General features: G+C 46.1%; 23 protein-coding genes. 11 read left to right on the forward strand and 12 right to left on the reverse strand.

All coding sequences use genetic code 11. The features are described from left to right. Positions 1–449: 449 nt before the first annotated feature. From QUA20_RS11460 to QUA20_RS11485, 6 genes are all read left to right on the forward strand, one after another. Positions 450–1,121: a hypothetical protein gene (locus QUA20_RS11460; RefSeq protein ID WP_333188940.1), complete on the forward strand. Its 672-nt coding sequence runs from the start codon at positions 450–452 to the stop codon at positions 1,119–1,121. 145 nt (positions 1,122–1,266) lie between these two features. Further along, positions 1,267–1,689 (forward strand): YidH family protein, encoded by a 423-nt coding sequence (locus QUA20_RS11465; RefSeq protein WP_172186282.1) that lies wholly within the window; start codon positions 1,267–1,269, stop codon positions 1,687–1,689. A gap of 60 nt (positions 1,690–1,749) precedes the next feature. Then, positions 1,750–2,151: a YidH family protein gene (locus QUA20_RS11470; RefSeq protein ID WP_172186317.1), complete on the forward strand. Its 402-nt coding sequence runs from the start codon at positions 1,750–1,752 to the stop codon at positions 2,149–2,151. A 19-nt stretch (positions 2,152–2,170) separates the two neighbouring features. After that, positions 2,171–2,407, forward strand: a complete 237-nt coding sequence (locus QUA20_RS11475) for a hypothetical protein (RefSeq protein ID WP_333188859.1) — start codon at positions 2,171–2,173, stop codon at positions 2,405–2,407. A 172-nt stretch (positions 2,408–2,579) separates the two neighbouring features. Next, the gene (locus QUA20_RS11480; protein ID WP_333188861.1) at positions 2,580–3,083 is read left to right on the forward strand and encodes a hypothetical protein; all 504 of its coding nucleotides are present in this window, start codon (positions 2,580–2,582) and stop codon (positions 3,081–3,083) included. Between the two features lie 301 nt (positions 3,084–3,384). Next, on the forward strand, positions 3,385–4,179 hold the full coding sequence (locus tag QUA20_RS11485; protein ID WP_172186279.1) for a TSUP family transporter: 795 nt from the start codon (positions 3,385–3,387) through the stop codon (positions 4,177–4,179). Between the two features lie 75 nt (positions 4,180–4,254). On the opposite strand, the gene cysK is transcribed toward QUA20_RS11485, so the two are convergent. Both cysK and QUA20_RS11495 read right to left on the reverse strand, forming a co-directional pair. Next, on the reverse strand, positions 4,255–5,235 hold the full coding sequence (cysK, locus tag QUA20_RS11490) for a cysteine synthase A (protein ID WP_333188864.1): 981 nt from the start codon (positions 5,233–5,235) through the stop codon (positions 4,255–4,257). Between the two features lie 18 nt (positions 5,236–5,253). Next, positions 5,254–5,691, reverse strand: coding sequence for an RrF2 family transcriptional regulator (locus QUA20_RS11495; protein WP_333188866.1), 438 nt, complete (start codon positions 5,689–5,691; stop codon positions 5,254–5,256). Positions 5,692–5,801: 110 nt separating this feature from the next. On the opposite strand from QUA20_RS11495, the gene QUA20_RS11500 reads away from it, so the two are divergent. Next, complete coding sequence (locus tag QUA20_RS11500) at positions 5,802–6,038, forward strand: hypothetical protein (RefSeq protein WP_333188867.1); 237 nt, start codon at positions 5,802–5,804, stop codon at positions 6,036–6,038. A gap of 341 nt (positions 6,039–6,379) precedes the next feature. Here QUA20_RS11500 and QUA20_RS11505 read toward each other — a convergent pair whose 3' ends face one another. The 4 genes from QUA20_RS11505 to QUA20_RS11520 all read right to left on the reverse strand — a co-directional run bounded on the left by QUA20_RS11505 (position 6,380) and on the right by QUA20_RS11520 (position 11,129). Then, a complete protein-coding gene (locus QUA20_RS11505; RefSeq protein WP_172186275.1) occupies positions 6,380–6,964 on the reverse strand; it encodes a Crp/Fnr family transcriptional regulator in 585 nt (194 codons plus the stop codon). Positions 6,965–7,050: 86 nt separating this feature from the next. Next, on the reverse strand, positions 7,051–7,782 hold the full coding sequence (gene cysE, locus QUA20_RS11510; RefSeq protein WP_445301560.1) for a serine O-acetyltransferase: 732 nt from the start codon (positions 7,780–7,782) through the stop codon (positions 7,051–7,053). Positions 7,783–7,938: 156 nt separating this feature from the next. After that, on the reverse strand, positions 7,939–9,882 hold the full coding sequence (locus tag QUA20_RS11515; RefSeq protein ID WP_333188872.1) for an ATP-binding protein: 1,944 nt from the start codon (positions 9,880–9,882) through the stop codon (positions 7,939–7,941). Positions 9,883–10,097: 215 nt separating this feature from the next. Next, positions 10,098–11,129, reverse strand: a complete 1,032-nt coding sequence (locus QUA20_RS11520) for a sulfate/molybdate ABC transporter ATP-binding protein (protein WP_333188874.1) — start codon at positions 11,127–11,129, stop codon at positions 10,098–10,100. Between the two features lie 513 nt (positions 11,130–11,642). Here QUA20_RS11520 and gltD point away from each other — a divergent pair. After that, positions 11,643–13,127 (forward strand): glutamate synthase small subunit, encoded by a 1,485-nt coding sequence (gltD, locus tag QUA20_RS11525; protein WP_333188877.1) that lies wholly within the window; start codon positions 11,643–11,645, stop codon positions 13,125–13,127. A gap of 292 nt (positions 13,128–13,419) precedes the next feature. Here gltD and QUA20_RS11530 read toward each other — a convergent pair whose 3' ends face one another. The 4 genes from QUA20_RS11530 to QUA20_RS11545 form a co-directional block, all read right to left on the reverse strand. Continuing rightward, complete coding sequence (locus tag QUA20_RS11530; protein WP_333188879.1) at positions 13,420–14,097, reverse strand: transposase; 678 nt, start codon at positions 14,095–14,097, stop codon at positions 13,420–13,422. A 112-nt stretch (positions 14,098–14,209) separates the two neighbouring features. Next, entirely contained in the window at positions 14,210–16,771 is a 2,562-nt protein-coding gene (gene priA / locus QUA20_RS11535; RefSeq protein ID WP_333188881.1) for a primosomal protein N', read from the reverse strand. A gap of 79 nt (positions 16,772–16,850) precedes the next feature. Then, positions 16,851–17,921, reverse strand: coding sequence for an ATP-binding protein (locus QUA20_RS11540; RefSeq protein WP_333188883.1), 1,071 nt, complete (start codon positions 17,919–17,921; stop codon positions 16,851–16,853). 373 nt (positions 17,922–18,294) lie between these two features. Continuing rightward, entirely contained in the window at positions 18,295–18,471 is a 177-nt protein-coding gene (locus tag QUA20_RS11545; protein ID WP_333188885.1) for a hypothetical protein, read from the reverse strand. Positions 18,472–18,535: 64 nt separating this feature from the next. Here QUA20_RS11545 and QUA20_RS11550 point away from each other — a divergent pair, with 64 nt between their 5' ends. Further along, positions 18,536–19,480: a fused MFS/spermidine synthase gene (locus tag QUA20_RS11550; protein WP_333188887.1), complete on the forward strand. Its 945-nt coding sequence runs from the start codon at positions 18,536–18,538 to the stop codon at positions 19,478–19,480. 39 nt (positions 19,481–19,519) lie between these two features. Continuing rightward, positions 19,520–19,690 (forward strand): YqaE/Pmp3 family membrane protein, encoded by a 171-nt coding sequence (locus QUA20_RS11555; protein ID WP_172186266.1) that lies wholly within the window; start codon positions 19,520–19,522, stop codon positions 19,688–19,690. Between the two features lie 156 nt (positions 19,691–19,846). Here the strand turns inward: QUA20_RS11555 and QUA20_RS11560 are convergent, their stop codons facing one another. Next, positions 19,847–21,133: a lipid-A-disaccharide synthase gene (locus QUA20_RS11560; RefSeq protein WP_333188890.1), complete on the reverse strand. Its 1,287-nt coding sequence runs from the start codon at positions 21,131–21,133 to the stop codon at positions 19,847–19,849. A gap of 36 nt (positions 21,134–21,169) precedes the next feature. Here QUA20_RS11560 and QUA20_RS11565 point away from each other — a divergent pair, with 36 nt between their 5' ends. Further along, positions 21,170–21,646 carry an ankyrin repeat domain-containing protein gene (locus QUA20_RS11565; RefSeq protein WP_333188892.1) on the forward strand — a complete coding sequence of 159 codons (477 nt, stop codon included), beginning with the start codon at positions 21,170–21,172 and terminating at the stop codon, positions 21,644–21,646. Between the two features lie 105 nt (positions 21,647–21,751). On the opposite strand, the gene QUA20_RS11570 is transcribed toward QUA20_RS11565, so the two are convergent. Beyond that, entirely contained in the window at positions 21,752–22,819 is a 1,068-nt protein-coding gene (locus tag QUA20_RS11570; RefSeq protein WP_333188894.1) for a calcium-binding protein, read from the reverse strand. Positions 22,820–22,873: the final 54 nt, after the last annotated feature.

A 22,873-nucleotide genomic window follows, 5' to 3' on the forward strand; every position in this document is an offset into this window, starting at 1 on the left:
TTGCTTAAAAATAGGGCTAAATCGATTGAAATATATCAAGAAATATGCTAAGTTAATGATGAAGTGAGTAATCAAGCTAAAAGCAGCTTCAAAGTAATTTAGCCTCAAGTATTCACGAAAGTTGAAACCATTTTTTGAGCTAGACAATTGCCAGACTTAGGCAACAAGATACCTGTGATCTCAATAAATCATGTAGTGGTGAATCAAACCGAGCTAAAAACTTGAGGATGAATTCCTAAAAGATCGCCCGAACACTTCGCCACTAGCCCACGCAGCTCGGCTTTGACAATAGGTAGAACGCTAAAAAACCAGATTTTTCGATTCTGCAAAATTTGGTCGATCGGGCAAACAAGTTAAAGAGAGCTGGTTTTTGCCTAAGTCCTAAAATAGCAAGCAAACAGAAAGTTGGAAAAAACCTGACAATCTAGAAAAGGAGAAAAATTGTGAAAATGTTCAAATTTGTTTTAGTGCTCTTGGTAATGGCCGCCAATTTAGTATTCGTTCCTCCCTCCTGGGCCGACGCTCCAAAAACGCCGAGATATGCGAGCAATCCCGACTACATAGAGGTGAGTGAAGCTCTGACTGAAGCTCTGAACACTCTCAAGGCTGCGAAAGACTCACCGGATAGCGCCCAGGATTATACCCCTAAGGAACTCCACAAAAAAATCTCTCAATTGGAGTTTCAAAAATACACTTTAGAAACGGGAAAACCTTGGGGTCAGTGCCGCAACGAGACAGGGAAAACCCTGGCTGTCTACGGCCCGAAAGGCAAAAAAGCAGCGGACTCTTCTTACGAGAATGCCCTGTATTTTCTAGCTGACGGCCAAACAACTGAATATAAATGGGATTGCGATGGGATTTTTCTACCCAGCGATGTCAATGCAACCGATTTAAGAACGACCGATCAAGATTCAGAACAATTGACTGGCGGTCTAGCTGTTAAGATAGTTGACGGAACTCAACTTGTAGCGAGAGCTAATCCCGATACGGGGGCTGTAGAATTCAACGTTCCTACTGCTAAAGTTTTCCAGCCAGGGGATGCGAATTGGTTTGTTCCTGACGTGACTCAGGCGTACATAGATACGCAACTTCCCAACGCACCTACTGAGGAAAATGATTAGTTTTGGTGAAGTTGTAATGCGATCGGCTGTGTAAAGCCCGTTGCAACGCAAGAACCGCCGAGGATAGATCCCCGGCGGATAATCGTCCCAGCAAAAATATATCGGTTTACCTTCATATTTGGAGTTAATATTAAAAGGTCGATCTATGCTATTAAATTGGAAATCCACGAAAGTAAATACAGAAAAGATTAAGCGACCAAATCCGTCGCGGGTGCGAGATCATTTGGCAAACGAGCGCACTTATTTAGCATGGATGCGGACAGCAATATCGCTGATGGGTTTTGGCGTAGTTATCGTGCGCCTTCGCGCCTTCCATCCCCCTCTGCTGCCAAGTCCCGGCAATGGTTGGAAGTTGGGTTTGCTTTTTTCAATAGTGGGTTTGCTGACAGTGCTCTTATCAACTAAGCACTACTTCGGCGTCCGCCACGATATCGATTACGATACTTATGAACCTACCGATCGCTGGGTAATTCTTTTCAGCCTCGCGATCGCCATCCTAGGGACTGGGGTAATTTATTATATGTTCACCATTCCTTCTAGCTTAGAAGGTTTGATGGCACCCGAATAATGGCGCTGGTTTTATATTAATCTTAAAGAGTTGGAGCGCGTGCAATTATCGTTCAAACCGATGCAAGTAGATGATGAGAAACAAACGCAGCAAAATCTGTCGCGGGCGATCGATCGATCGGCAAACGAACGCACCTTTTTATCGTGGATGCGGGCCGCGGTCGCACTCATGGGTTTTGGCGTCATCATCGTCCGACTTCGCGTCGGGCAACTGCCCGTGCAGTACCGCCAGGTGATGGGGTGGAAGTTAGGTTTAATCTTCTCTCTCATAGGTTTGGCGACAGTGTTAATCTCAACTGGAAAATACTTTATCGTTCGCCGCCAAATTGACGAGCATACCTACGAACCGTCAGATTGGTTGATATTCCTCTTCAGTTCGGCTGTCGGCTTATTGGGGATTGGAGTAATTTATTTGATCTTTGCAGCCGCCGTCAGCCCAAGTAGTTCTGTAATACCCGATTGATTGTCAACAGGAGTTAACCATGAACAGCGATATAGTTGCCACAATCGCTTCCATTATCATCTTAGCTGCTGCTATCTGGGCAGCATTCGCAGTGCTCGAGAGTGTCGCGAAAATATTCCCTAAATTGCTGGGCGTGACAGTCGCGATCGGGCTTTTGCTCGTTTACCTGCAATATTACTGGGGCATCGATACTGCATATCTTTGGCAAACTGTCAAGCATTTGCCTGAAGCTTTCAATTTCTCGATGGGCGCCTAAACTCGCACCAGGCAGCATTTTCAACAACATCTCCCGGATAGATATTTTTGTATCGGAAAGAAAGTAAATTAAGCTGAGCGACAATAAAATACGGTAACTCGATCGACTTACTAGACATAGATCTGTTGGGATGTTAAAATACGGTAAGTCGATCGAGTTATGAGCTGTTAACGTGGAAAACGCTAAAAAAGTCATTGAAGAGTACCAGCTTGCAGAACAACTGACCCAACAGTTGCCACAAGCTAAGGGCTTTAACGAAGTCTGGTTTAAAAAAATCAGAGGCGGGTTGCTTCTGGCAATTGGATATTTGCTCTCACCGCTGTGTTGGTGGAACGACATATTTTTCAATCTGCCAATTGCCTACGCCTTTGGGTATATCTGTAGTGGGCTTTCCCCAGATTTACTGTTTCCTTGCACAATTGTCGGCTACTGGCTATCCAATATTGCGGGAATTCTGTTGATGCAATTCGGGGCTGTAGATGTTTTTGCAGACAAACCCAAGGAAAAAAACCTCAAAAAAGAGTTATTGACGGGTTTAGTTTCCTCAACCGCCTTCACTATTGTCGTTGTGACATTGATTCATTTTAATGTTCTCGATACTCCCGATTTGTTTTCCAGCCAGCAGTCGGTTAACCTCAGCTCTGCTTTACCTGTGACGCTCGTCACTTCAAGGTAGAAAGCAGACTCTCAACCATCAATGAATCGAAGATTTTTAATCAGTTACACAGGTAAATTTAAGAAAATCAGGGAGCTTTTACACTACAATTTTTGTAGCTTTGTTTATTTGCATTTACTTACTTTTACCAACAATATTGTAGCTGAAAACGCGGCAACTCTAAAGCGTTAAATAGCCAAGTTTCTGGTAACAAATATTGAATGCAATTGATATTTAGCCTGTGTAGCTGTGTTTCAGGAGCCGCCCAAGTTATCTATTTGTTGGTTGGCAGCGCTTAAATACACAGTTTTTGGGCATAACCGTGAACTACTTATTACTATCCTTTCTCAGCTTTTTCGTGGGCATTATCGTTGGTTTGACCGGAGTTGGCGGAGCGTCGCTCATCACCCCAATGTTAATTTTTGTCTTCCAGGTTCCAGCATCAATTGCTATTAGTTCGGATGTCGTAGCTGCTACACTTATGAAAGTTGTTGGCGGCTTCAAACACTGGCAGCAAAAGACCCTAGACTTGCAAGTAGTTAAGTGGCTGGCTTTGGGCAGCGTGCCCGGTTCGCTGACTGGCGTGTGGATTTTACACTGCATCAAATCCAGCGGAAGTCAAGACTTAGACAGCATATTGCTGCGATTTCTCGGAGTAGCGATCGCTCTAATTGTCGCTTTATCGCTGACCCAATTAGTGGTCAAAACATTTTTCCCTAATTTTAAATTGCCTCCGCAGCCTAAATGGGACTTAAATACTAATTATGGCCGTATTTGTACTGTGAGTGCGGCAGCAGTCTTAGGCTGCATAGTGGGAATCACTAGCGTGTCTTCCGGTTCGATGTTTGCACTGTTGCTGATTGCTTTTTTCCGCTTGGATACTTCTAAATTGGTGGGTACAGATATTTCCCAGGCGGCCATTTTGTTGATGTTTACATCTCTGGGACACCTCAGCCTCGGAACAGTAAACTGGAGTTTGGTATTGCCAATTTGGTTGGGTTCGGTGCCCGGAGTTTTGGTAGGGGCTAAATTCTGCCAAATTATGCCTCAACGCCCGCTAAAATTTGTTATTTACGGAATGTTGGCGATGGCTAGTTGGAAGTTGTATCAAGTCTGAAAAGTAGGGGTAGTGCCCCGCCGTGCCTACCCCTACTTCCCAAGCGGCAACCACGGGGGTAGCCCCTACTACGTATTAATAATTGCTGACTAATGCTTCGAGTTCGCTGACGGTTGGCAATTCTAAGTCTTTGAACAAGACTGTACTGAGGTAGCGTTCGCCATAAGAAGGCTGCACAAAAACTATCAATTTCCCAGCATTTTCGGGACGCTTGCCGACTTGAATTGCGGCAAATAAAGCCGCGCCTGCTGAGATTCCAGACAACAATCCTTCTTCTCTGGCTAGTCGGCGACTGTAGGCGATCGCATCTGCGTCGCTAACTGCGATCACCTCATCAATTAACTCTGGTTTCAACACTTCCGGGATGAATCCTGCACCAATCCCTTGAATTTTGTGAGCACCAGATTTACCTCCAGAAAGCACGGCGCTGGTGGCTGGTTCAACTGCGATCGCCTTAAAACTCGGTTTCCGCTGTTTAATTACCTCAGCAACTCCAGTAATTGTGCCGCCGGTGCCAACTCCAGCAACTAAAAAATCTACTTTACCTTCTGTATCTTCCCAAATTTCCTCGGCCGTGGTTTCCCGGTGAACTTTTGGATTAGCGGGGTTGCGAAACTGTTGCAGCATGAAAGCATCGGGGGTTTCTTCTACAATTTCTTCCGCACGGGCGATCGCGCTTAACATCCCTTCATGTCCCGGAGTCAATTCCAACTGAGCTCCGTAAGCTTTCAGCATCGATCGGCGCTCTAAACTCATCGTATCCGGCATTGTTAAAATCAGACTGTAGCCTTTCGCCGCCGCGATCATTGCCAAAGCAATTCCAGTATTGCCTGAAGTCGGTTCAACTAAAATAGTTTTCCCCGGTTGAATTAACCCCGCATCTTCTGCCGCCTGAATCATGCTGCCCGCAATCCGATCTTTCACCGAAGCAGCCGGATTCATCCCTTCCAATTTGGCCACAATTTGAGCAACTACTCCTTCGGCTTGGGGAATTTTATTGAGCTGAACTAAAGGAGTTCTGCCAATTATTCCTGTAACATCCTTAGCAATTCTCATGGTTTAATTTCTCTCCCCTTAAATGTAGTACATGGGATGTGCTTGTTTGCGAACATCCCGCTGTTCGCACAAATCTTGTAATGTGTATTTGCCCAAAACAGCCCAAGATGCCTGTTGAGCTTCCTGCCAGATTTCTAGCACCGCAGTTTTTTCTATTGTTACAGATTCCGAAACTTTTTGAGTCTGGCTGCTGCCGTCGCCTTCGAGTGTCGAAAACACCTCTAGCAAAGTAATCTGCCAAGGCTCTTTCGCCAGCAAATAACCGCCTTTAGCGCCCCGCAAACTCTGGACGATACTTGCACGCCGCAGCACGGCAAGAATTTGGTCTAGATAGCGTTCCGGTATCTCTTGAGAAGCAGTAAGTTCGTTCACTGTTAGGGGCGAATCCTTCGGGTGGTGGCTCGCCAGTTCCAAGAGCGCTAACAGGGCATATTCTACTCTAGAAGATAGTTCCACATTCCCCACTGGCGATCGAGTTTAAATTGTAGATTATATCATAGTACACAAATCCGGTAGGTGTACAGGTGTTAGTATTTTTTTATTACAAAAACGGTTGGAGAAATCCCGTGAGCAACGTAAATGTAGGTTTAAACTGTCGGCACTGTCGATATTACGAGCAGCACGGGCACAGGGGCGGAAACTGCCAGATGCTCGGCGTGGCGGTACAGGGTGGCTGGAAAGCTTGCCCCTTATTGGTTTCGCCCTTTGCACCCTCTTGGGAATACCCAGCAGAAGCGGGTAGATCCCCAAAGTCTCAAATGTTGCAGGGAGCAACTATTTTACAGGCAATACCCCCGCCTTAAAGTAACTGCTAAGTAGGTAGGCGGATATATGCTGTGTCATCAGTTTATTCATACTCACCTACTTGGCGGCCGTCAACAGGTGCGAGATATCGCATCTGTTGGCAGTGAGAAGAAAGAAATCAAGAGAAACAAAAAGCAAGGGCGACGATCGCACTTGCTTTTGAACTTATTGACCAGTCGATGAGAAAATTTAATTAACGCACATTCGATCCAAATTATTTATTGTCTAGAGAACTGTGAATTTGCTCGAATATTGCACTGCCAGCGAAGATTTTTTTTTGCACCGCATTCCTACCATCTAAATAAGCAACCGTAAACCATTAACAGTTAATATCCTTTTTTTATATTTCGTAGTGCCACACCTCGGAAGGTTGCAGAATAATCCGGTGGAGCGGCAGACGGTTAATCAAGCCTTGCTGCTCAAAGTTACCGAGGGTACGAGTGACAGTTACGCGACTTGTACCGAGAATTTCTGCAATGTCCTGATGCGTTAAAATCATATCGATCAGATGTCCTCGCTCTACCTCAGAACCAAACCTCTTAGCCAGCCAAGTTAAGAGTTGATAGAGCATAAAATCAACTCTTTTGTAACCTCGCATTACCATAAAATCTTCAGCCTGCTGAATGTGACTGAGCAAAATATCTCTATTTAGCCAGCGATCGCCAGATAGTAAAATTGCTTCGACTTTAGTGAGGCATTCTATTTGAAAAGGATCGCATTTTGATATCGGTTTGCCGATCGTATCACCAGGCCCCCACAATCCCAAGGTGATAATTGTGCCATCTTCAAGCCACGTTACAGTTCGCACTACTCCAGTTTCAATTCGCCACAGAGCATTGCTTCTGTTGGGCAAGTGCGAGCGACGAGAAAATATATGTTGGCTCGTTTCATCAAAAGTTTTAGTGGAAAGAGAAGCGATAGTCATAGCCAGTTACTGAAAGAATAAAAGTTCGTTTGTCCGATGACAGCAGGATAGTGTGGCTGGCAAAATCTATATAAATTAAAGCTTTACTAGATTCCTGCACCGTCTAAAAAGTCTGTAATGAATAAATTAGAAGACATAAATAATTTATGTTTCTCGGCTTCTTTTTGCTCGGATTCAGTTGCTTTGAGCGGAGAGAGTTGAGATTTTAAAAAATCAACCTGGTCTTCTAAGTCCTTAATCCGATCGAACAAAGCTCGAATCGCTTGAGCTTCCAAATCCGGTATGTCTTGAGAATTTTGAGCATCTTCCACCTGCTTTTTCCGAGGGATGATGCGACCGGGAATTCCTACAACTGTGCAATCGCTAGGGACATCCCGCAGCACTACCGAACCCGCACCAATCCGAACATTATTGCCAATTTGAATATTGCCTAAAACTTTAGCGCCGGCTCCCACGACTACATTTTCTCCCAGCGTTGGATGCCGTTTTCCTATTTCTTTACCAGTGCCGCCAATGGTCGCTCCTTGATAAATTACAGCATAATCTCCAACGATCGCAGTTTCGCCAATTACCACCCCCATGCCGTGGTCGATAAACACGCCCCTACCAATTTTTGCTCCTGGGTGAATCTCAATACCTGTTAAAAAGCGGCTCAGTTGGGAAATCAAGCGCGGTACAAACGGCAGGCCAGCGGAATAAAGCCAGTTTGCTATCCGGTGCAAAAAAAGTGCTTGCAGTCCGGGATAGCAAAATAATACTTCCAGCCAGTTGCGCGCCGCGGGGTCGCGTTCGTAAATAATTTGCAAGTCACTGAACATATTTAGTCTCGCCGTGTTTGGGTTATACAGTATCGGCAGTGCCAAGGGTTTAAGCTGCATAAAGCAGTATTGGTTTTGGCATTATTACATATAATACTATAATCCGACCGAATTACAGTAGTTAACAAGAAAAAAATTTTTCTTCCCCAGCCCTTTCTAAGCTGCCTCCGATATTTTCCGCGAAACAAACGGTACAGCTTGTTTGACTTCTTGCCGCAGCGGAATCTCGATCGAGAATTCCGTCCCCAATCCCGGTGTCGAATCGCAGCGCAGCGCACCCTTGTGCTTTTCTACGACAATTTTATAGCTGATTGACAGTCCCAATCCCGTCCCTTTTCCGGCAGGTTTTGTCGTAAAGAACGGGTCAAACAGCAGTTTTTTGACATTTTCTGCCATACCGGGGCCGTTGTCAGATATCCGCACAATTATTTTATCCGGGCTCGAATATTCTGTGGTTATGGCGATCGCGAGCGGATTGGCTTTGGCTGCTTTGGGCCCGCGATCGAGGTTGTAACTCTCAAGGGCGTCGATTGCATTAGCCAGAATATTCATAAACACCTGATTTAATTGTCCGGCATAGCACTCTACTAAAGGTAAATTGCTGTAGTTTTTAACAATCTCGATCGCGGGGCGGTGGGCTGTAGCTTTCAGGCGACTTTGCAGAATTAGCAGAGTGCTGTCAATGCCTTCATGGATATTGACAGGTTTCATTTCGCTTTCATCTAAGCGAGAGAAATTACGTAAAGATTTGACAATTTGAACAATGCGATCGGCTCCTATTTTCATCGATGACAGCAGTTGCGGCAAATCTTTGCTGAGAAAGTCAAAGTCAATATTTTCTAAATACTTTGAAATTTCCGATGGAGGGTATGAATAGTATTTTTGGTAGAGTTTTACCAACTCCAACAAATCCCTACTATATGCGCTGGCGTGTTGAATATTGCCGTAAATAAAACTAATAGGATTGTTGACTTCGTGGGCGACACCAGCAACTAATAAACCCAAACTAGACATTTTTTCCTGCTGAATCAGTTGAGTTTGAGTTTGCTGCAACTCTTGCAACGTTTGCTCTAGCTGTTGAGATTTAGCCGTGCGTTCTGCTGCTACTTGTTCAAGTTTATCTGTATAATTCAACAAGCTCATTAGATAAAGTGTCACAGCCAAGCTTAAGATAATTCCTAATATTAAAACAGTCAAAGAACGCCAAAATCTGAGAGGATTAATGTACTCTGGCGTTAGTCGCAGTTGCAGCAGCCACCTGCGATTTTCAATATTGAGAATGCGGGTGCAACTGCTGCCGTCCGGGCAGTAAGCTCTTTCCCCAATATAGAGTTTATTTTTAATGTTTTCGTCAGTAACTATTCTTTTAGTCTTCGCTTCGTAAAAAGCGAGAAATCTTTCGGATTCAGGAGCCATAGGATCTTGAAGATACACGTTAACAAAGTTAAGTTGAGTTTCCTGTAAAGCCGATTTAACAATAGCATCAATGAGCAAAATTCCCATAGTAAAACCTTTCAAATTTTCGGGTTGGCTCGCAGGTAAATTTTGCGGCAAGGCTGCGGTATCGCCAGGAGACGTTTGACTAAAAATTGGCAGAAAGACGAAGAAGCTTGGGGAATTTTGTGAGGGCAATTTTTGGCGGTCAGTCGCGATAATTTCTTGTCTTTTTGTGGCGTTTTCTAACGCTAACCGATTGGCAGTTAAATCTAAACTTAAATCTATTTCCTCTGTCAGGAATTGGGGAGAGTCAGAAACACGGGGCAGCCAAGCGATCGCCTTCAGGCTCGGATGGCGGTAGAGGGCAGGACCAACGAATGTCTTCATTTCTGGTTGTTTAACGCCGTCAAATACGCTGTAAAAGGCTCCAGCAGCACGAATTATTTCTAAATTGCCGCTAACATCTCTCTGAATGTCTGTAGCTATTTTGTCCAGCCGGTCTTGCAGTTCGGCTTGCATGGATTTGTATTCCCAATTGTACGCAACTGAAGAGGCGATCGCAGAAAGTCCCAATCCTGCAAAAAGTGTTAATCCTGCCTGGATGTAACGGCGATAAGTAAGTAAAGTGCTAGTTGCTAAATTGAACAATTTGTTAGCATTCATATTCTTCGCTGACCTTTTTTTATGGTTCCCACTCAAAATTTCAGGAGGAAGCTTTTTCCCCTTCCCAGGCTCTGCCTGGGAATGAATTTCAGGAGGATCTGCCTCCGATTTAGAGCCACGAGACAGCATTACCAGGCACGTGCCTGGTAACGATGTGGGAGCAGTGTTTTGTAAAAGCTCCCCGATAGTATTTTGAGTAAGATGCAGCCGCTGATTTAAATTGAATAAGCAGGAAAAGTCATGGCGTGTTTGGGCTTGACGTAAACCTGCTGATCTCGCGTTAACTGTAGAGAATCGAAGCGCTCGCGACTCACGTAAGCTGTTACTACCTGCTCCGATTCTAATAGTAATTCGGTTTGAATTTCCCGCCCTAAATGAATGATGCGGCTGACTGTTGCTAATGCAAAACCAGACTGCGGCTTAGTTTGAATTTCCACATCGTGGGGGCGCAAAAACACTAAATCAGAATGGGCTGCTCCATTATTGTGAGCCGTTGAACCGTTGCTGGCGAACAAACCCGCAGCATTCGGCAGCACATTGACAGGCCCAATAAAACTCATCACAAAAGCTGATGCCGGTTTGTCATAAATTTCAGCAGGAGTGCCAACTTGTTCGACTTTACCTTTGTTCATCACCACAATTTCATCGGCTACTTCCATAGCTTCTTCTTGGTCGTGAGTCACAAAAACTGTGGTGATATTAACTTCTTTGTGAAGGTTGTGCAGCCACGATCGCAATTCTTTGCGGACTTTAGCATCTAATGCTCCAAAAGGTTCGTCTAGCAGCAGCACTTTCGGTTGAACTGCTAGAGCTCTCGCCAAAGCCACCCGCTGCCGCTGGCCCCCGGAAAGTTGCGAAGGATAGCGATCGCCCAAACCTGTCAACTGCACTAAATTCAAAAGTTCCTCAACCCGCCTGCTAATCGAGCCTTTAGGAACTTTGCGAATTTCCATCGCAAAAGCAATATTTTTCCGAATACTCATGTGTTTGAATAAAGCGTAGTGCTGAAACACAAAACCGATATGCCGTTCCTGCACCGACTGATGAGTCGCATTTTCACCGGTCAGGTAAATCTGACCGCTGTCCGGCGGTTCTAGCCCCGCGATCATCCTCAGCAGAGTCGATTTCCCGGAACCGGAAGGCCCCAACAGCGCGACTAAAGAACCCTTTTTAATTTCCAAATTCACGTTGTCAATGGCGTGAAAGGAGCCAAAGTGTTTCGATACGTTCTGAATTGTAATGCTCATGAGTCTATTTACTTATTTTAGGAGTTAAAAAAGCAAACTCCACTTATCTGACAGATTTACAGTAGTATATCCTGAAAATAAATAATATTCTGCAAGGTCTGTAACTTTTTGTATTTTATTTCGAGGCCCTCCTGATGGGGACTGCGTTTCAAAGTTGAGGCTGGCGGGCCGGAAGAGTTAACCCGCGAGCGTTTCCAGATGTGGCTGTAGCGGTAAATGCGATAAATACGATCGTCAGTCTATTCGGGAAAAATTAAATGTCCCCGCCCGCAGTATGCAGGTTAAATGCCCAACAGCTTAGCAGCAATGGCTGTTTTGCGGTAGTCTGCTGGCCTGACGATTCCCCGACTACCGACAATTCGCCAGTCCCGGCAATATTGAAGATTTCACGTAGGAATTGCTCAATCTGAGGTGCGATCGCACACAATTTAGATCACAATAGTTAATTCAGAAGCCAGCCAGCTTCACCTTTGAGAAACTGACAGAATAGTAAATTCTAACCAGAACACCACTATGGGAAAACCAACAGGCTTTATCGAATTCTTGCGCGAATTGCCCTCCGAACTCTCACCAGTCGAGAGAGTCCACAACTGGGACGAATTTCACCTGCCGATGGATGAGGACAAACTCCGCACCCAAGGCGCGCGTTGCATGGATTGCGGCATTCCGTTTTGCCACACGGGCACAATTATCAGCGGCATGGCAAGCGGCTGCCCGATTAACAACCTCATCCCCGAATGGAACGACCTAGTATATCGCGGACTCTGGAAAGAAGCCCTTGACAGACTCCACAAAACCAACAACTTCCCCGAATTCACCGGCCGCGTCTGTCCCGCACCCTGCGAAGGCGCTTGCGTGCTCGGCATCAACAACCCGCCGGTCACGATTAAAAACATCGAAGCCGCAATTATCGATAAAGGCTGGGATGAAGGCTGGATTGCCGCCGAACCGCCAGCCAAACGCACCGGCAAAAAAATCGCCGTCATCGGTTCTGGCCCAGCCGGTTTGTCCGCCGCCGCGCAACTCAACAAAGCCGGTCATTGGGTAACAGTATACGAAAGAGCCGATCGGCCAGGCGGCCTGCTAATGTATGGCATCCCCAACATGAAGCTAGACAAAGAACAAGTCGTGATGCGCCGCCTGAAAGTCCTAGAAGACGAAGGCGTGACATTCGTCTGCAACACCGAAGTCGGCAAAGACTTGCCAGCAGAACAACTGCTAAAAGAATACGACTCTGTTGTGCTCTGTACCGGCGCCACCAAACCCCGCGACTTGGGCATCCCCGGCCGCGAATTAAAAGGCATCCACTTCGCAATGGACTTCCTGACTGCGAACACCAAAGCAGTTTTAGACAAGAGCACCAACGATAACTTCATTTCCGCCGAAGGCAAAGATATCGCGATCATCGGCGGCGGCGACACCGGCACCGACTGCGTGGGTACCTCCATCCGCCACGGCTGCAAAAGCCTCGTACAGCTAGAAATCCTGCCCAAACCGCCCTCAGAACGCGCCGCCAACAATCCCTGGCCAGAATGGCCAAAAGTCTACCGCCTCGACTACGGCCAAGAAGAAGCAGCAGCCAAATTCGGCGACGACCCCCGCGGCTATCTCACCACGGCGACAAAGTTCGAGGGCGACGAAAACGGCAATGTCAAAGCTGTGCACACCGTTGAAGTGGAATGGGCGAAAAACGAGAAAGGGCAGTTCATTCCGAACCACATCCCCGGCACCGAAAAAGTTTTGCCCGCACAGCTTGTCTTGCTAGCGATGGGCTTCCTCGGCCCGGAACAGCCTTTGCTGGATGCCCTGGGATTGGAACGCGACGCCCGCAGCAACGTGAAAGCCGAGCACGAAAAATATACAACCAGCATTCCGGGAGTTTTCGCGGCTGGTGACTGTCGCCGGGGACAGAGTTTGGTTGTTTGGGCGATTAATGAAGGGCGCGGCGTGGCCCGGGAGTGCGACCTTTATCTAATGGGGAGCACTGATTTGCCTTAGTCCTTGGGTAGGGGCGGGTTTATTAGATTGTTGGTTTCTCACCTAAATGGTTGGTGAAACCCGCCCCTACGATGGGCTGTAGGGGCGGGTTTTACCAACAATATTTGGTGCTCACAAACCATCTATATAAACCCGCCCCCACCCAACCAATAACCCAGATTAACCTGATGTTCGATCGCATAAAAAAAATGTAGATTCGGATTTACCGTTGGGCGGGGCGGGTTTATTATATTGTTTTTTTTAGGCATAGATGGTTGGTGAAACCCGCCCCTACAAATCGATCGACATAATATTACACGACGATCGACTGCATATAAGATTTGCCATTCCATTCGATCGCCAGCGGACTAGATTCATTAATTTTGACTGAATTATGAGGATACAATTCATCTTTTCCCCACAACACAGGATTATTAACAATATATCCACGAATGGCAACTAATGATTCTTCATTGCGGATGATATGTTTGTAATAACCCCGCTGCCACACCGATATGCCTGTCAAATATCGCATTTGGTTAATTCGCCGCGTCGAAGATGTTTTTAAACCCCGCACAATTTCCGACAAAGGATGGATTGTTGATTTTCTGAACCCAAATTTATCGAATTCTGTATAATTTATTTCTGGGCTGCTTTTCAAAACAATAATTCCATGAACGTGATTTGGCATCACAATAAAATCGTCTAATGCTACGTTTTTGTAACGTTTGGGAAGAAGGCTCCAATTGAATAAAACAGTTTTACCATAGGGACTAAATTGAATTTTATCATTAATAACTTCCCCGAATAGACATTCGCGCTGCCAACTGCAAATAGTGATAAAATACGCGCCGGGAGTCCTATAATCATATCCTGGCAGGCGAATTGAGCGGCGGTGGTGTTTGTTAGGATCGTATTTCATAATTTTGTCCCCATAAAACAGTTGTTCGTTGGGCGGCGGCGGGTTTATTATATTGTTGGTTTCAGGCATAGATAGTTGGTGAAACCCGCCCAGAGGATAGCCTGTAGGGGCGGGTTTTACCAACAATATTTGAGGCTGACAAACAATCTATATAAACCCGCCCCCACCCAACCAATAACCCTCAACCAAAATTCAACGGATCGACATCAATAGTTAAACTAACAGAACGCGGCGTACGATCGCGCAATCCGATCAAATCCGACAAATCCACCGACTCATCCAAAGGCAACTTCAGCAAAATCTGCCACCTATAGCGATTTGCCACCCGCATAATCGCCGCAGGTGCAGGCCCCAACAACTCACACCCCGGTACAGACAATCGCTCAATATACTCCTGACAAACAGACGCCAATTGTACCGCCGTCACCGCCACTTCCGCCGCATCTACACTGCTCAATCGCAACAATACCAGCCGCCCCGAAGGTGGATAATTCAGCGCCGCTCTTTCTGCTAATTCTGTTTCCACAAAATCTGTATATTCGTGCCGCCTAACTGCTTGAATAACCCGGTGTTCGGGAGTGTAAGTTTGAATAATTACCCGCCCCGGATCGTCGCCTCGGCCCGCACGGCCCGCGACTTGAGTTAATGTTTGAAAAGCTCGTTCGCTTGCCCGATAATCCGATAAGTTCAGCAACCCGTCAGCAGACACAACTCCCACCAATGTGACTCCCGCTAAATCTAACCCTTTCGTCAGCATTTGCGTACCCAACAAAATGTCAGCTTCCCCATTAGCAAATTGCGTTAACAATCTGCGGTGGTCGCCCTTATTTCTAGTCGTATCGCTGTCAAACCGAATTGCCCGCAATTCTGGAAACAATCTCGTTAATTCCTGTTCGACTCGCTGAGTGCCGCTACCAAAGTTTTTGAAGTAAGGAGAACTGCATTCCGGGCAGTTGTGGGGGTGTCGTTCCGTGTGGTTGCAGTAGTGACAGCGCAATATTTCTGCTGTTCCTTCGCCGACGTGGTGATAAGACAGGGAAACATCGCAATTCGGGCATTCCATCACATAGCCGCAACTCCGACAAGAGACAAAGGTACTGTGTCCTCTTCTGTGAATAAATAGAATACCTTGCTGTTGTCTTGCTTGCAATTGTTCCAGCCCGTTTTGCAGGGAAGCGCTGAAAATTGAGCGGTTTCCTTGCCGCAATTCTTGGCGCATATCGACTATTTCCACAGGCGGCATCGGGCGGGAATAAATGCGATCGGGCAATGATAAATAATGGATATTTGGTAACGAGTAATAATCTCGGCGCGTCCCAACCAAAGTCTCTAATGCTGGCGTTGCGGAACCTAAAATTAAGGGACAATTTTCTAATTCGGCGCGCCATTTGGCAACGGTGCGGGCATGGTAGCAGGGGGCTGGTTGGTCTTGTTTGAAGCTGCTGTCGTGTTCTTCATCGAGGATAATTAAGCCGAGGTGAGGTAAAGGCGCAAAAATCGCCGATCGCGTGCCGATGACAATTTGCGGGGTTCCAGTCAGCATCTGACGCCATGTATCGTAACGTTCGCCGTCGGATAGGGCGCTGTGGTACACGCAAATTTGCTCGCCAAAACGGGCTCGGAATCGATCGGTAAGTTGCGGTGTGAGGCCGATTTCGGGAACGAGTACGAGGGCGGATTTGCCGCTGGCTAAGATGGGGGCGATCGCCTGCAAATACACTTCGGTTTTCCCGGAACCTGTAACCCCGTGCAGCAGCACTTGGCGGAATCCCGAAAAAGAGTTAATAAACGCTAAAGCTTGAGCTTGAAAATGAGTTAAAGTTTTGGGTGCATCGGGCAATTGAGAAATTCCGCGATCGCCCCTGAGCACTTCCCTTTGGTCAATTACAACGCTACCTTTTTGTTCCAAATTTTTGACAACAGAAGAACTCGCGCTGCAAATTCTCAGCAAATCGTTCATCCACATTTCACCGCCGCCGCGCCGCAAAACTTCCAATACTTCTTGTTGCCGCTTGGTTAAATCTGTGACAAATGCACTAGCAATTAATGTCACTGCCGGTTTGAGTTGTGGTTTGGGAGGATTGGGAGGTTCTAAATAACTTTCTACCCAACCGCGTTTCAATAAATCTTTCAATCCCCGATAACTTCCCTTAACTTGGCGCTGGAGATATTGCCAAGTGTAATCGCCGTTTTTTTGAGCTTGCAACAATTGCAAAATTTGACTGGCGGCGGGATTGAGAAATGTCTCGGCATTCGGAGAAAGAGCATCCTTAATTAAGCGAATTCGGCGCACGGAACGGCTTAACAAGCCGGGCGGCAGCGAGGCTCTAATTACTTGAATTAATGGTGTGCAATAATAGGTGGCAGTGCGATCGAGCAATTCCCAGTAATTAGGCGGAAAAAAGCCCGTACTGACAACATCTTCGACATCTTTAACCCGCGCCGGATCTAAGTCGGGCGGCAGTTGAGAAATGAAGCGAATCGCGATCGCCCCTACCTGTTGACTGCCAAAGGGTACACTCAAAATATCCCCTGGCTGCACGGTAAGTTCCGCAGGTAAACCATAGGTAAATAACTTATTTTCCTCCCCAGCGGAGTCCCCCGCAACCCTGAAAGGAGAGTCCACCAATACCTCGATCCACTCTGCCCGCACGGTGGGGCGCTGTGGCGGTTCGCTGCTGCCGTAGGATGCCCCGGGCTCTGCCGCTACAGGGGTTGACAAACCAAAAGTGACAGTAGACATAGGGTTGCACATCAAACTAGGAGGAGCCGCGGTCAAAGGGAGTTTTCATTATCCCTCAGTTTAGCTCGATCGATCGATCTTAGCTGCGGGAATTGGCGATCGGAATCTCGATCGCCAATTCAGTCCCTTCTCCAATTGCGGATATGCACTCCAACCTCCCACCGTGTTTGTCCACAACAATTTGATAGCTAATTGACAGTCCCAAACCCGTCCCTTGACCGACTGGTTTGGTGGTAAAAAACGGATCGAAAATTTTCATTCTTACAGCTTCATTCATTCCCCAACCATTATCTTTGATGCTAATTTTAGCCCATTTTTCGGCAAGAAGAGAAGTAGTAATTACAATATGGCTTGGCTTGGCTTCTATCTCGCCTAGGGAACGCTTTTTGTCTCGCTCCCGCAGGGCATCAACAGCATTATTAATGATGTTCATAAATACCTGATTTAATTGCCCCGGATAACATTCTATTTTCGGTAAATCTCCATAGTCTTTAACAATTTTTATAGCTGGGTTGCCAGGTTTTTCTTTAGTTAAATGCTGCAAAATTAACAAAGTGCTGTCAATTCCTTCGTGAATGTTAACTGGTTTCTTTTCAGCTTCATCTACCCGAGCAAAGTTGCGTAAAGTCAGCACAATTTCGCGGATGCGCTCGGACCCAACTTTCATTGACGAAAGAGTTTTTAACAAATCTTCGCGCAGAAAGTTGAGGTCAATTTTTTCAAGAAAATCTTCAATCTCTGCATCTGTTTCAGGATACCGATCCTGGTACATTGCGAGCAATTTTAAAATGTCGCCAGCGTAGTCATTGACATAGGTAATATTGCCGTAAATGAAGTTGACGGGATTGTTGATTTCGTGGGCGATACCAGCTACCAAAACTCCCAAAGCCGACATTTTTTCGGCTTCGATCAATTTGATCTGCATTGTTTGCTGGTTTTCCAGAGCTTTTTGTAGTGTAGACATTTTTGCTTTTAAAATATTTTCGGAATCTCTAAATTCCTCAGTGACTATTTTTAGCAAAGATTCTTTTTTTTGATTAATGGTTTCTAATTGGCTGCGTTCGGTTTCCGAAGTTTCAAGTTTTTCCCGCAGGATGCGATTTTCCTTTTCCAGTTCTTTGATTCTGTTTTCCCAGTCTGTTGGTTCCATCGGCTATTATTTTGGACCTAAAAAAAATAGTGTCATAACAGTTTTATAAATAAATTTAATTGCACCCTTTACCTAGTTAGAATCTCAACGCCCATCACCTCGGCAAATTTGTCCGCAAATTTTAACACTTCCTTTATTTGGCTCGATCTAAAAATATTATCTAAGATATATTCACAATGTCAAGTTATTAATAACAAATCTGGTTAAGACCGAGCGCAACTTTTCTTCTCCGCACTCGGATTTGCGGGGTTTTCATCCGATTATTGATCAATAAGCAGGCCGATCGCCAACTTATAAAGGCGGGCTGAACGCGAAAAATTGCCCGATTCGGACAACATTTGTACAAAACTCGCCGGCTTTGCTGGGGAAAATATTAAATGTGACTGCGATCGACCGGGGGCGACTGAAAAAGTACGATCGACTGGGCGCGCGATCGGGCAAGCAATCTCAAGTACCAAGCCAATAGCGCTCTCCCAGAACGCCATCCCACTATACCATTGCTGAGAAATCTTAATCCCATGTGTCGATCGTACTCACACAGCCGCACCATTTTGTGCTAAGAACTACTACTTGTGACAACATCCACACAGCAGTTTATATTTGGAGAGTAATTGATGTCAGGTAGCGAAGTTCGTGCAGACTTTTGGATGAGCGAGTACATAACCCCTTGGGATATTTACGTTCACGGCATCATCGGCGTGCTCGCTTACAAGAAAACAGCCTATCAAGAAATGTACGTAGTTCAGACCGGTACCTACGGCAAAGGCTTAGTTCTGGACGGCAAATGGCAATCTTGTACAGGCGACGAGTTTCTGTACCACGAACCCCTGGTACACCCAGCCATGATTTGTCACGGTTCCCCCAAAAAAGTGCTAGTTCTCGGCGGCGGAGAAGGAGCTACAATTAGAGAAGTGCTGCGCTGGAAAACAGTTGAAAAAGTCGTGATGATCGATATTGACGGCGAAGTAGTAGAAGCTTGCCGCGAACACCTGCCAGAAATGCACCAAAACGCCTTTGACGACCCCCGCTGCGAAGTAGTAATCGGCGATGCTTTGGACTATTTAGACAACACAGACAAAGACTGGGATATTGTCATTTCTGACTTGTCCGATCCCATTGAAGAAGGCCCATCTTTCCAGTTGTTTACCAAGGAATATTTTGAGAAAGTTCGCAGCGTAATGTCGCCTGACGGGTATTTCGTAGTGCAAGCGGGGCCAGTTTCTCCTGCCGAAATGAAAATGCACGCTCGCATTGTCAATACCCTGAAATCGGTTTTCCCCAACGTTCAATCCTGCACCAGCTTTATTTCTACTTACGGAGCTCCTTGGGGTTTTGCGGTAGCTTCTACTCAAGAAATAAATACGCGGCCAGAACCCGAAGCTACTGACAAATTACTCGCCGAGAAAACAACTGGCGGGTTGCGGATGTTCGACGGGATTACACTGTTGGGGTTGATGCAAGTTCCCGGTCACTTACGGCAGGTAATCGCCGCTGAAACCGAAGTTTACACTATCGCAGCACCGCCTAAGTTTTTCGGGAAAGGCTCTGTCGGTCAGTGAAGTTAAATTGAAAGAGAAAAGTAGTTTGGAGTAACTGAGATGGACAATTTAATTCGCATAGTCGCTGCCATTTTTCTTCCCCCGTTGGGCGTATTTTTGACTGTTGGCATCGGTACTGATTTTTGGATCAACCTGGTTCTCACGTTTTTGGGCTTTATTCCCGGGATCATTCACGCTGTTTGGGTCATTGCTAAGCACGATCGACCTTAACTTGAGGCCAAATCCAGTTTGTGGATAATAAACAGGCTAGAGAAAATAAATTTTCTTTCGCCTGTTTTCACCAATTAATCTGTATTAAATCTGCCTTCATCCGCGTACCCTTCCCGAAGGCGAAGCGCCTAGATATGCGGTTAGAAATAAAAAAATCTAATTCTTCTCAGAATCAGATTGCACCTCAATTTCTTCACACACCAATTCAGCAATTTTTTTCGCCGCCCCTGATTCTCCTCGAACCGCACGCAAGCGATCGCCCATTTGTGCTAATTTATCAGGATGGCTCAAATAGTCGATCGCCAATTGAGCTATTACTTCCGGTTCCAGCTTCCCAATTAACTCCGGCACAATCTCTTCCTGTGCCCAAATATTCGGCCAAGCATAAAGCTTTCCCTTTCCCAATTGCCAGATTAGCCAATTAATCGCCGTCGCAAAAACTGAACCGACTAACGGCAAATTGGCCAGCAATCCCGGCAACCCGTCCCAAGCTTTCATCGCATCCAATTGCTGCGTCGGAATCAAAACAATCATCGGTACAGCTAACGAACCCAATTCGGCAGTATTCGCTCCCACAGTAGTTAAACAAAGACTGCATTCTGATAGCAAATCGTAGGCGGGCGTCTGCGTCCAAAGTTCTACTTGCAAGTTATTTGCTGTCTGCAAAAACGGCCGTTCTGTTAAATGAAGTTCGGCGCTAGCGTTCTCAAATAAATGCAGGCAAGGATTTTGTTCAGGGTCGGCAAAACGTGCTAGAGTTTGCAGATCTAAGGTAGGAGCAACGGGAATTACAAAGCGAGTTTCAGGGCGGATGCGGTGGATGTATTGGGCGATCGACAAACATAACGGTACACCTAAAGCTAATTTGGCGGCTTTAGAACCGGGTAACAATCCAATTAATTCTATTTTTGTACGAGGCAGAGCCTCTGGATATGCGTTTCCAGGCACAGCCTGGGAACGAGCTACTTCGGAAATCAAATCTCCGACAACTGTAAATTTCTTAGCATATTTTTGGGGAATTTTAGCAAAAACTTCCGGTTTCATCGCCGCAAATTTGTCAATCCAGCGATACCACCGCGCGTCCCATTCAGCATAAATAACAGTGCGATATTTTAGTCTTTTGCCAATAACAACTGTAAAAAATTGATCGCCGCCTAAAAACAAAACAACTCCTGTTTCATACCAATCCCAGTTTTCCGCAGTTTTGCCCGATAATAAGAATGGAAAAAAATGCTCGGGCGCCTGTACTCTGTCCACTTCTGGGTAGGAAGATGCGATTTGTGCTTCTTTCCCGGTGGCGTGCGGACAGGGGGACAGCACCACAGAGATTCGCGCTTGAGTACCCGCGTTTCCCAATTGCTCGCGCAAAGCTTGCACGGCGGGACGCACCCAAGTTGCCAATTCTCCGGGCCCGTTGGAGAGGATTAAAATATCTAGTGCCATAGGATTTAAGATTCTAGAGGATGCAACGGAGATTTTATGACAGATTTAATTAATGCCGTCAAGACGGGTGATGTTGCGGCTGTAGAAAGTGCGATCGAACAGCGTGCAGATGTCAATGCCAAAGATGAGGAAGGCGCGACGGCTTTGACGGCTGCGGCTGAGGCTGGCAATGCTGCGATCGTCAAAAAATTGCTCGCTGCTAGTGCGGATGTCAACAGTCGGGATAATGACGGTTGGACGCCGTTAATGAGTGCCGCTGCTGCGGGACATACCGAGATTGTACAGGTTTTGCTCTCGGCGGGAGCGGATGTGAATGCTAAAACTAATTTTGGTTTGACGGCTTTGATGAGTGCTGCTGGTAGCGGGCGCACTCAAGTTGTGGAATTATTACTCGATAAAGGAGCTGATATCAAAGCTAAGGATAATAATACTTGGACTGCGTTAATTTGGGCGTCTTCTGAGGGCCATCAAGATGCTGTTGAGGTTTTGAAGCTAGCGCGCGATCGCAATTAAAAACTTAGAAACCGGGTTTCTCAAATAAATCCGGTTTCTAGATGGTACAATTAATTATCGCACTCCCAGCAGCGATCGGGCAAATCCTGAATATCTTCGAGATTTCTATCCAATTGAAAATGTATAAGTTCCAAATAATGATAATTGATTCAAGGTCAGATTTCCGCCGCCCTCAATAACAGCGATCGTGTCAAAGTTACTGATTGATGGCACTCCATTTCTAGGGTTACTAAAGCCCTTCGTTTGGATAGCTAAATCTCGACCATTGTTAATGGGGAACACCGAGAATATATCTAAGTAAGACTCTGATTGTGCGATAGCTCCTGCTAGCTGAATAGTATCCTGACCTTGAGTAAAGTTCCGAATTGTAGCAAAACCCGGCCCGATATAAAACTGTGTCGATCCTAGTGGCGTCCCCCTACTGGTTATGTTCTCCTCACCAAGCGCAAATGTATCGCGGCCGCTACCGCCAATGAGAATATCGAATTCATTGCTGCCGTCACTTTCATACTCTCGACCGCTTCCAAAGCCATTACCTGTACCTAAACCTACTTCAACTGCAATTAATTCAACTTTCCCCACCCCGGAACCGGTGAGGATGTCATTCCCAGGAGTTCCGACAAAAGTCGCAGAGCGGCTTGGATCGTTTTTGCCAAAATTGAAGTAGTGTTCCCGACCTGTTTTCAATGCTCCCGATTCGACAAAAGGCCGAACATCGGGATTTTTTTGTAAGTATTCTGTTTCAAAGAATGAAGTCCCAAACTGACCGTCTTTGAGGCCGAATTGAATGAAATGCTGGTAGCCGTTTTTAAAAGTTCCATTCTGAATAAACGGCTGTAACTGTCGGTTATTTGCTACATAAAACGCTTCATCATACTCAGGCGATACGCGCGTGCGACCTTCTTCGTAACCGTATTGAATAAAGTGGTCTAGGCCCGTCGCAAAAGGGGCGTTTGGATTGTTGGGGGTGCGGACTAAGGCAGCGATGTCTGGGTTGCCAGCGAGGTAAGTAGCTTCGTCAAAGTAACGCGATACTTTGGTCAGGCCGCCGGCTTGACCGAACTTTTCAAAGTGTTCTCTGCCGGATTTTATAATTCCTGCATCAATGGCTGGTTTGACCCAAGGATATTGGGCCAGGTAGTATGGTTCGTCAAAAATGTCATAATTTGTCATAATTATTGCTCCAAGCTTAGTCTGCTTACTTGTCGGTTAAACTTGACCCACTAT

The sequence above is a fragment of the Microcoleus sp. Pol7_A1 genome (assembly GCF_036701085.1).
In the GTDB taxonomy this organism is placed as follows: Bacteria; Cyanobacteriota; Cyanobacteriia; order Cyanobacteriales; family Microcoleaceae; genus Microcoleus; species Microcoleus asticus.

What these genes read in the sequence shown, in the direction of transcription:
- QUA20_RS11460 (WP_333188940.1), top strand. Translation starts at nt 450, where the DNA reads ATGTTCAAATTTGTTTTAGTGCTCTTGGTAATGGCCGCCAATTTAGTA.
- QUA20_RS11465 (WP_172186282.1), top strand. Translation starts at nt 1,267, where the DNA reads ATGCTATTAAATTGGAAATCCACGAAAGTAAATACAGAAAAGATTAAG.
- QUA20_RS11470 (WP_172186317.1), top strand. Translation starts at nt 1,750, where the DNA reads ATGCAAGTAGATGATGAGAAACAAACGCAGCAAAATCTGTCGCGGGCG.
- QUA20_RS11475 (WP_333188859.1), top strand. Translation starts at nt 2,171, where the DNA reads ATGAACAGCGATATAGTTGCCACAATCGCTTCCATTATCATCTTAGCT.
- cysK (WP_333188864.1), bottom strand. Translation starts at nt 5,235, where the DNA reads ATGAGAATTGCTAAGGATGTTACAGGAATAATTGGCAGAACTCCTTTA.
- QUA20_RS11505 (WP_172186275.1), bottom strand. Translation starts at nt 6,964, where the DNA reads ATGACTATCGCTTCTCTTTCCACTAAAACTTTTGATGAAACGAGCCAA.
- cysE (WP_445301560.1), bottom strand. Translation starts at nt 7,782, where the DNA reads ATGTTCAGTGACTTGCAAATTATTTACGAACGCGACCCCGCGGCGCGC.
- QUA20_RS11515 (WP_333188872.1), bottom strand. Translation starts at nt 9,882, where the DNA reads ATGAATGCTAACAAATTGTTCAATTTAGCAACTAGCACTTTACTTACT.
- QUA20_RS11520 (WP_333188874.1), bottom strand. Translation starts at nt 11,129, where the DNA reads ATGAGCATTACAATTCAGAACGTATCGAAACACTTTGGCTCCTTTCAC.
- gltD (WP_333188877.1), top strand. Translation starts at nt 11,643, where the DNA reads ATGGGAAAACCAACAGGCTTTATCGAATTCTTGCGCGAATTGCCCTCC.
- QUA20_RS11530 (WP_333188879.1), bottom strand. Translation starts at nt 14,097, where the DNA reads ATGCCTGAAACCAACAATATAATAAACCCGCCGCCGCCCAACGAACAA.
- priA (WP_333188881.1), bottom strand. Translation starts at nt 16,771, where the DNA reads ATGTCTACTGTCACTTTTGGTTTGTCAACCCCTGTAGCGGCAGAGCCC.
- QUA20_RS11540 (WP_333188883.1), bottom strand. Translation starts at nt 17,921, where the DNA reads ATGGAACCAACAGACTGGGAAAACAGAATCAAAGAACTGGAAAAGGAA.
- QUA20_RS11545 (WP_333188885.1), bottom strand. Translation starts at nt 18,471, where the DNA reads ATGGTGCGGCTGTGTGAGTACGATCGACACATGGGATTAAGATTTCTC.
- QUA20_RS11550 (WP_333188887.1), top strand. Translation starts at nt 18,536, where the DNA reads ATGTCAGGTAGCGAAGTTCGTGCAGACTTTTGGATGAGCGAGTACATA.
- QUA20_RS11555 (WP_172186266.1), top strand. Translation starts at nt 19,520, where the DNA reads ATGGACAATTTAATTCGCATAGTCGCTGCCATTTTTCTTCCCCCGTTG.
- QUA20_RS11560 (WP_333188890.1), bottom strand. Translation starts at nt 21,133, where the DNA reads ATGGCACTAGATATTTTAATCCTCTCCAACGGGCCCGGAGAATTGGCA.
- QUA20_RS11565 (WP_333188892.1), top strand. Translation starts at nt 21,170, where the DNA reads ATGACAGATTTAATTAATGCCGTCAAGACGGGTGATGTTGCGGCTGTA.
- QUA20_RS11570 (WP_333188894.1), bottom strand. Translation starts at nt 22,819, where the DNA reads ATGACAAATTATGACATTTTTGACGAACCATACTACCTGGCCCAATAT.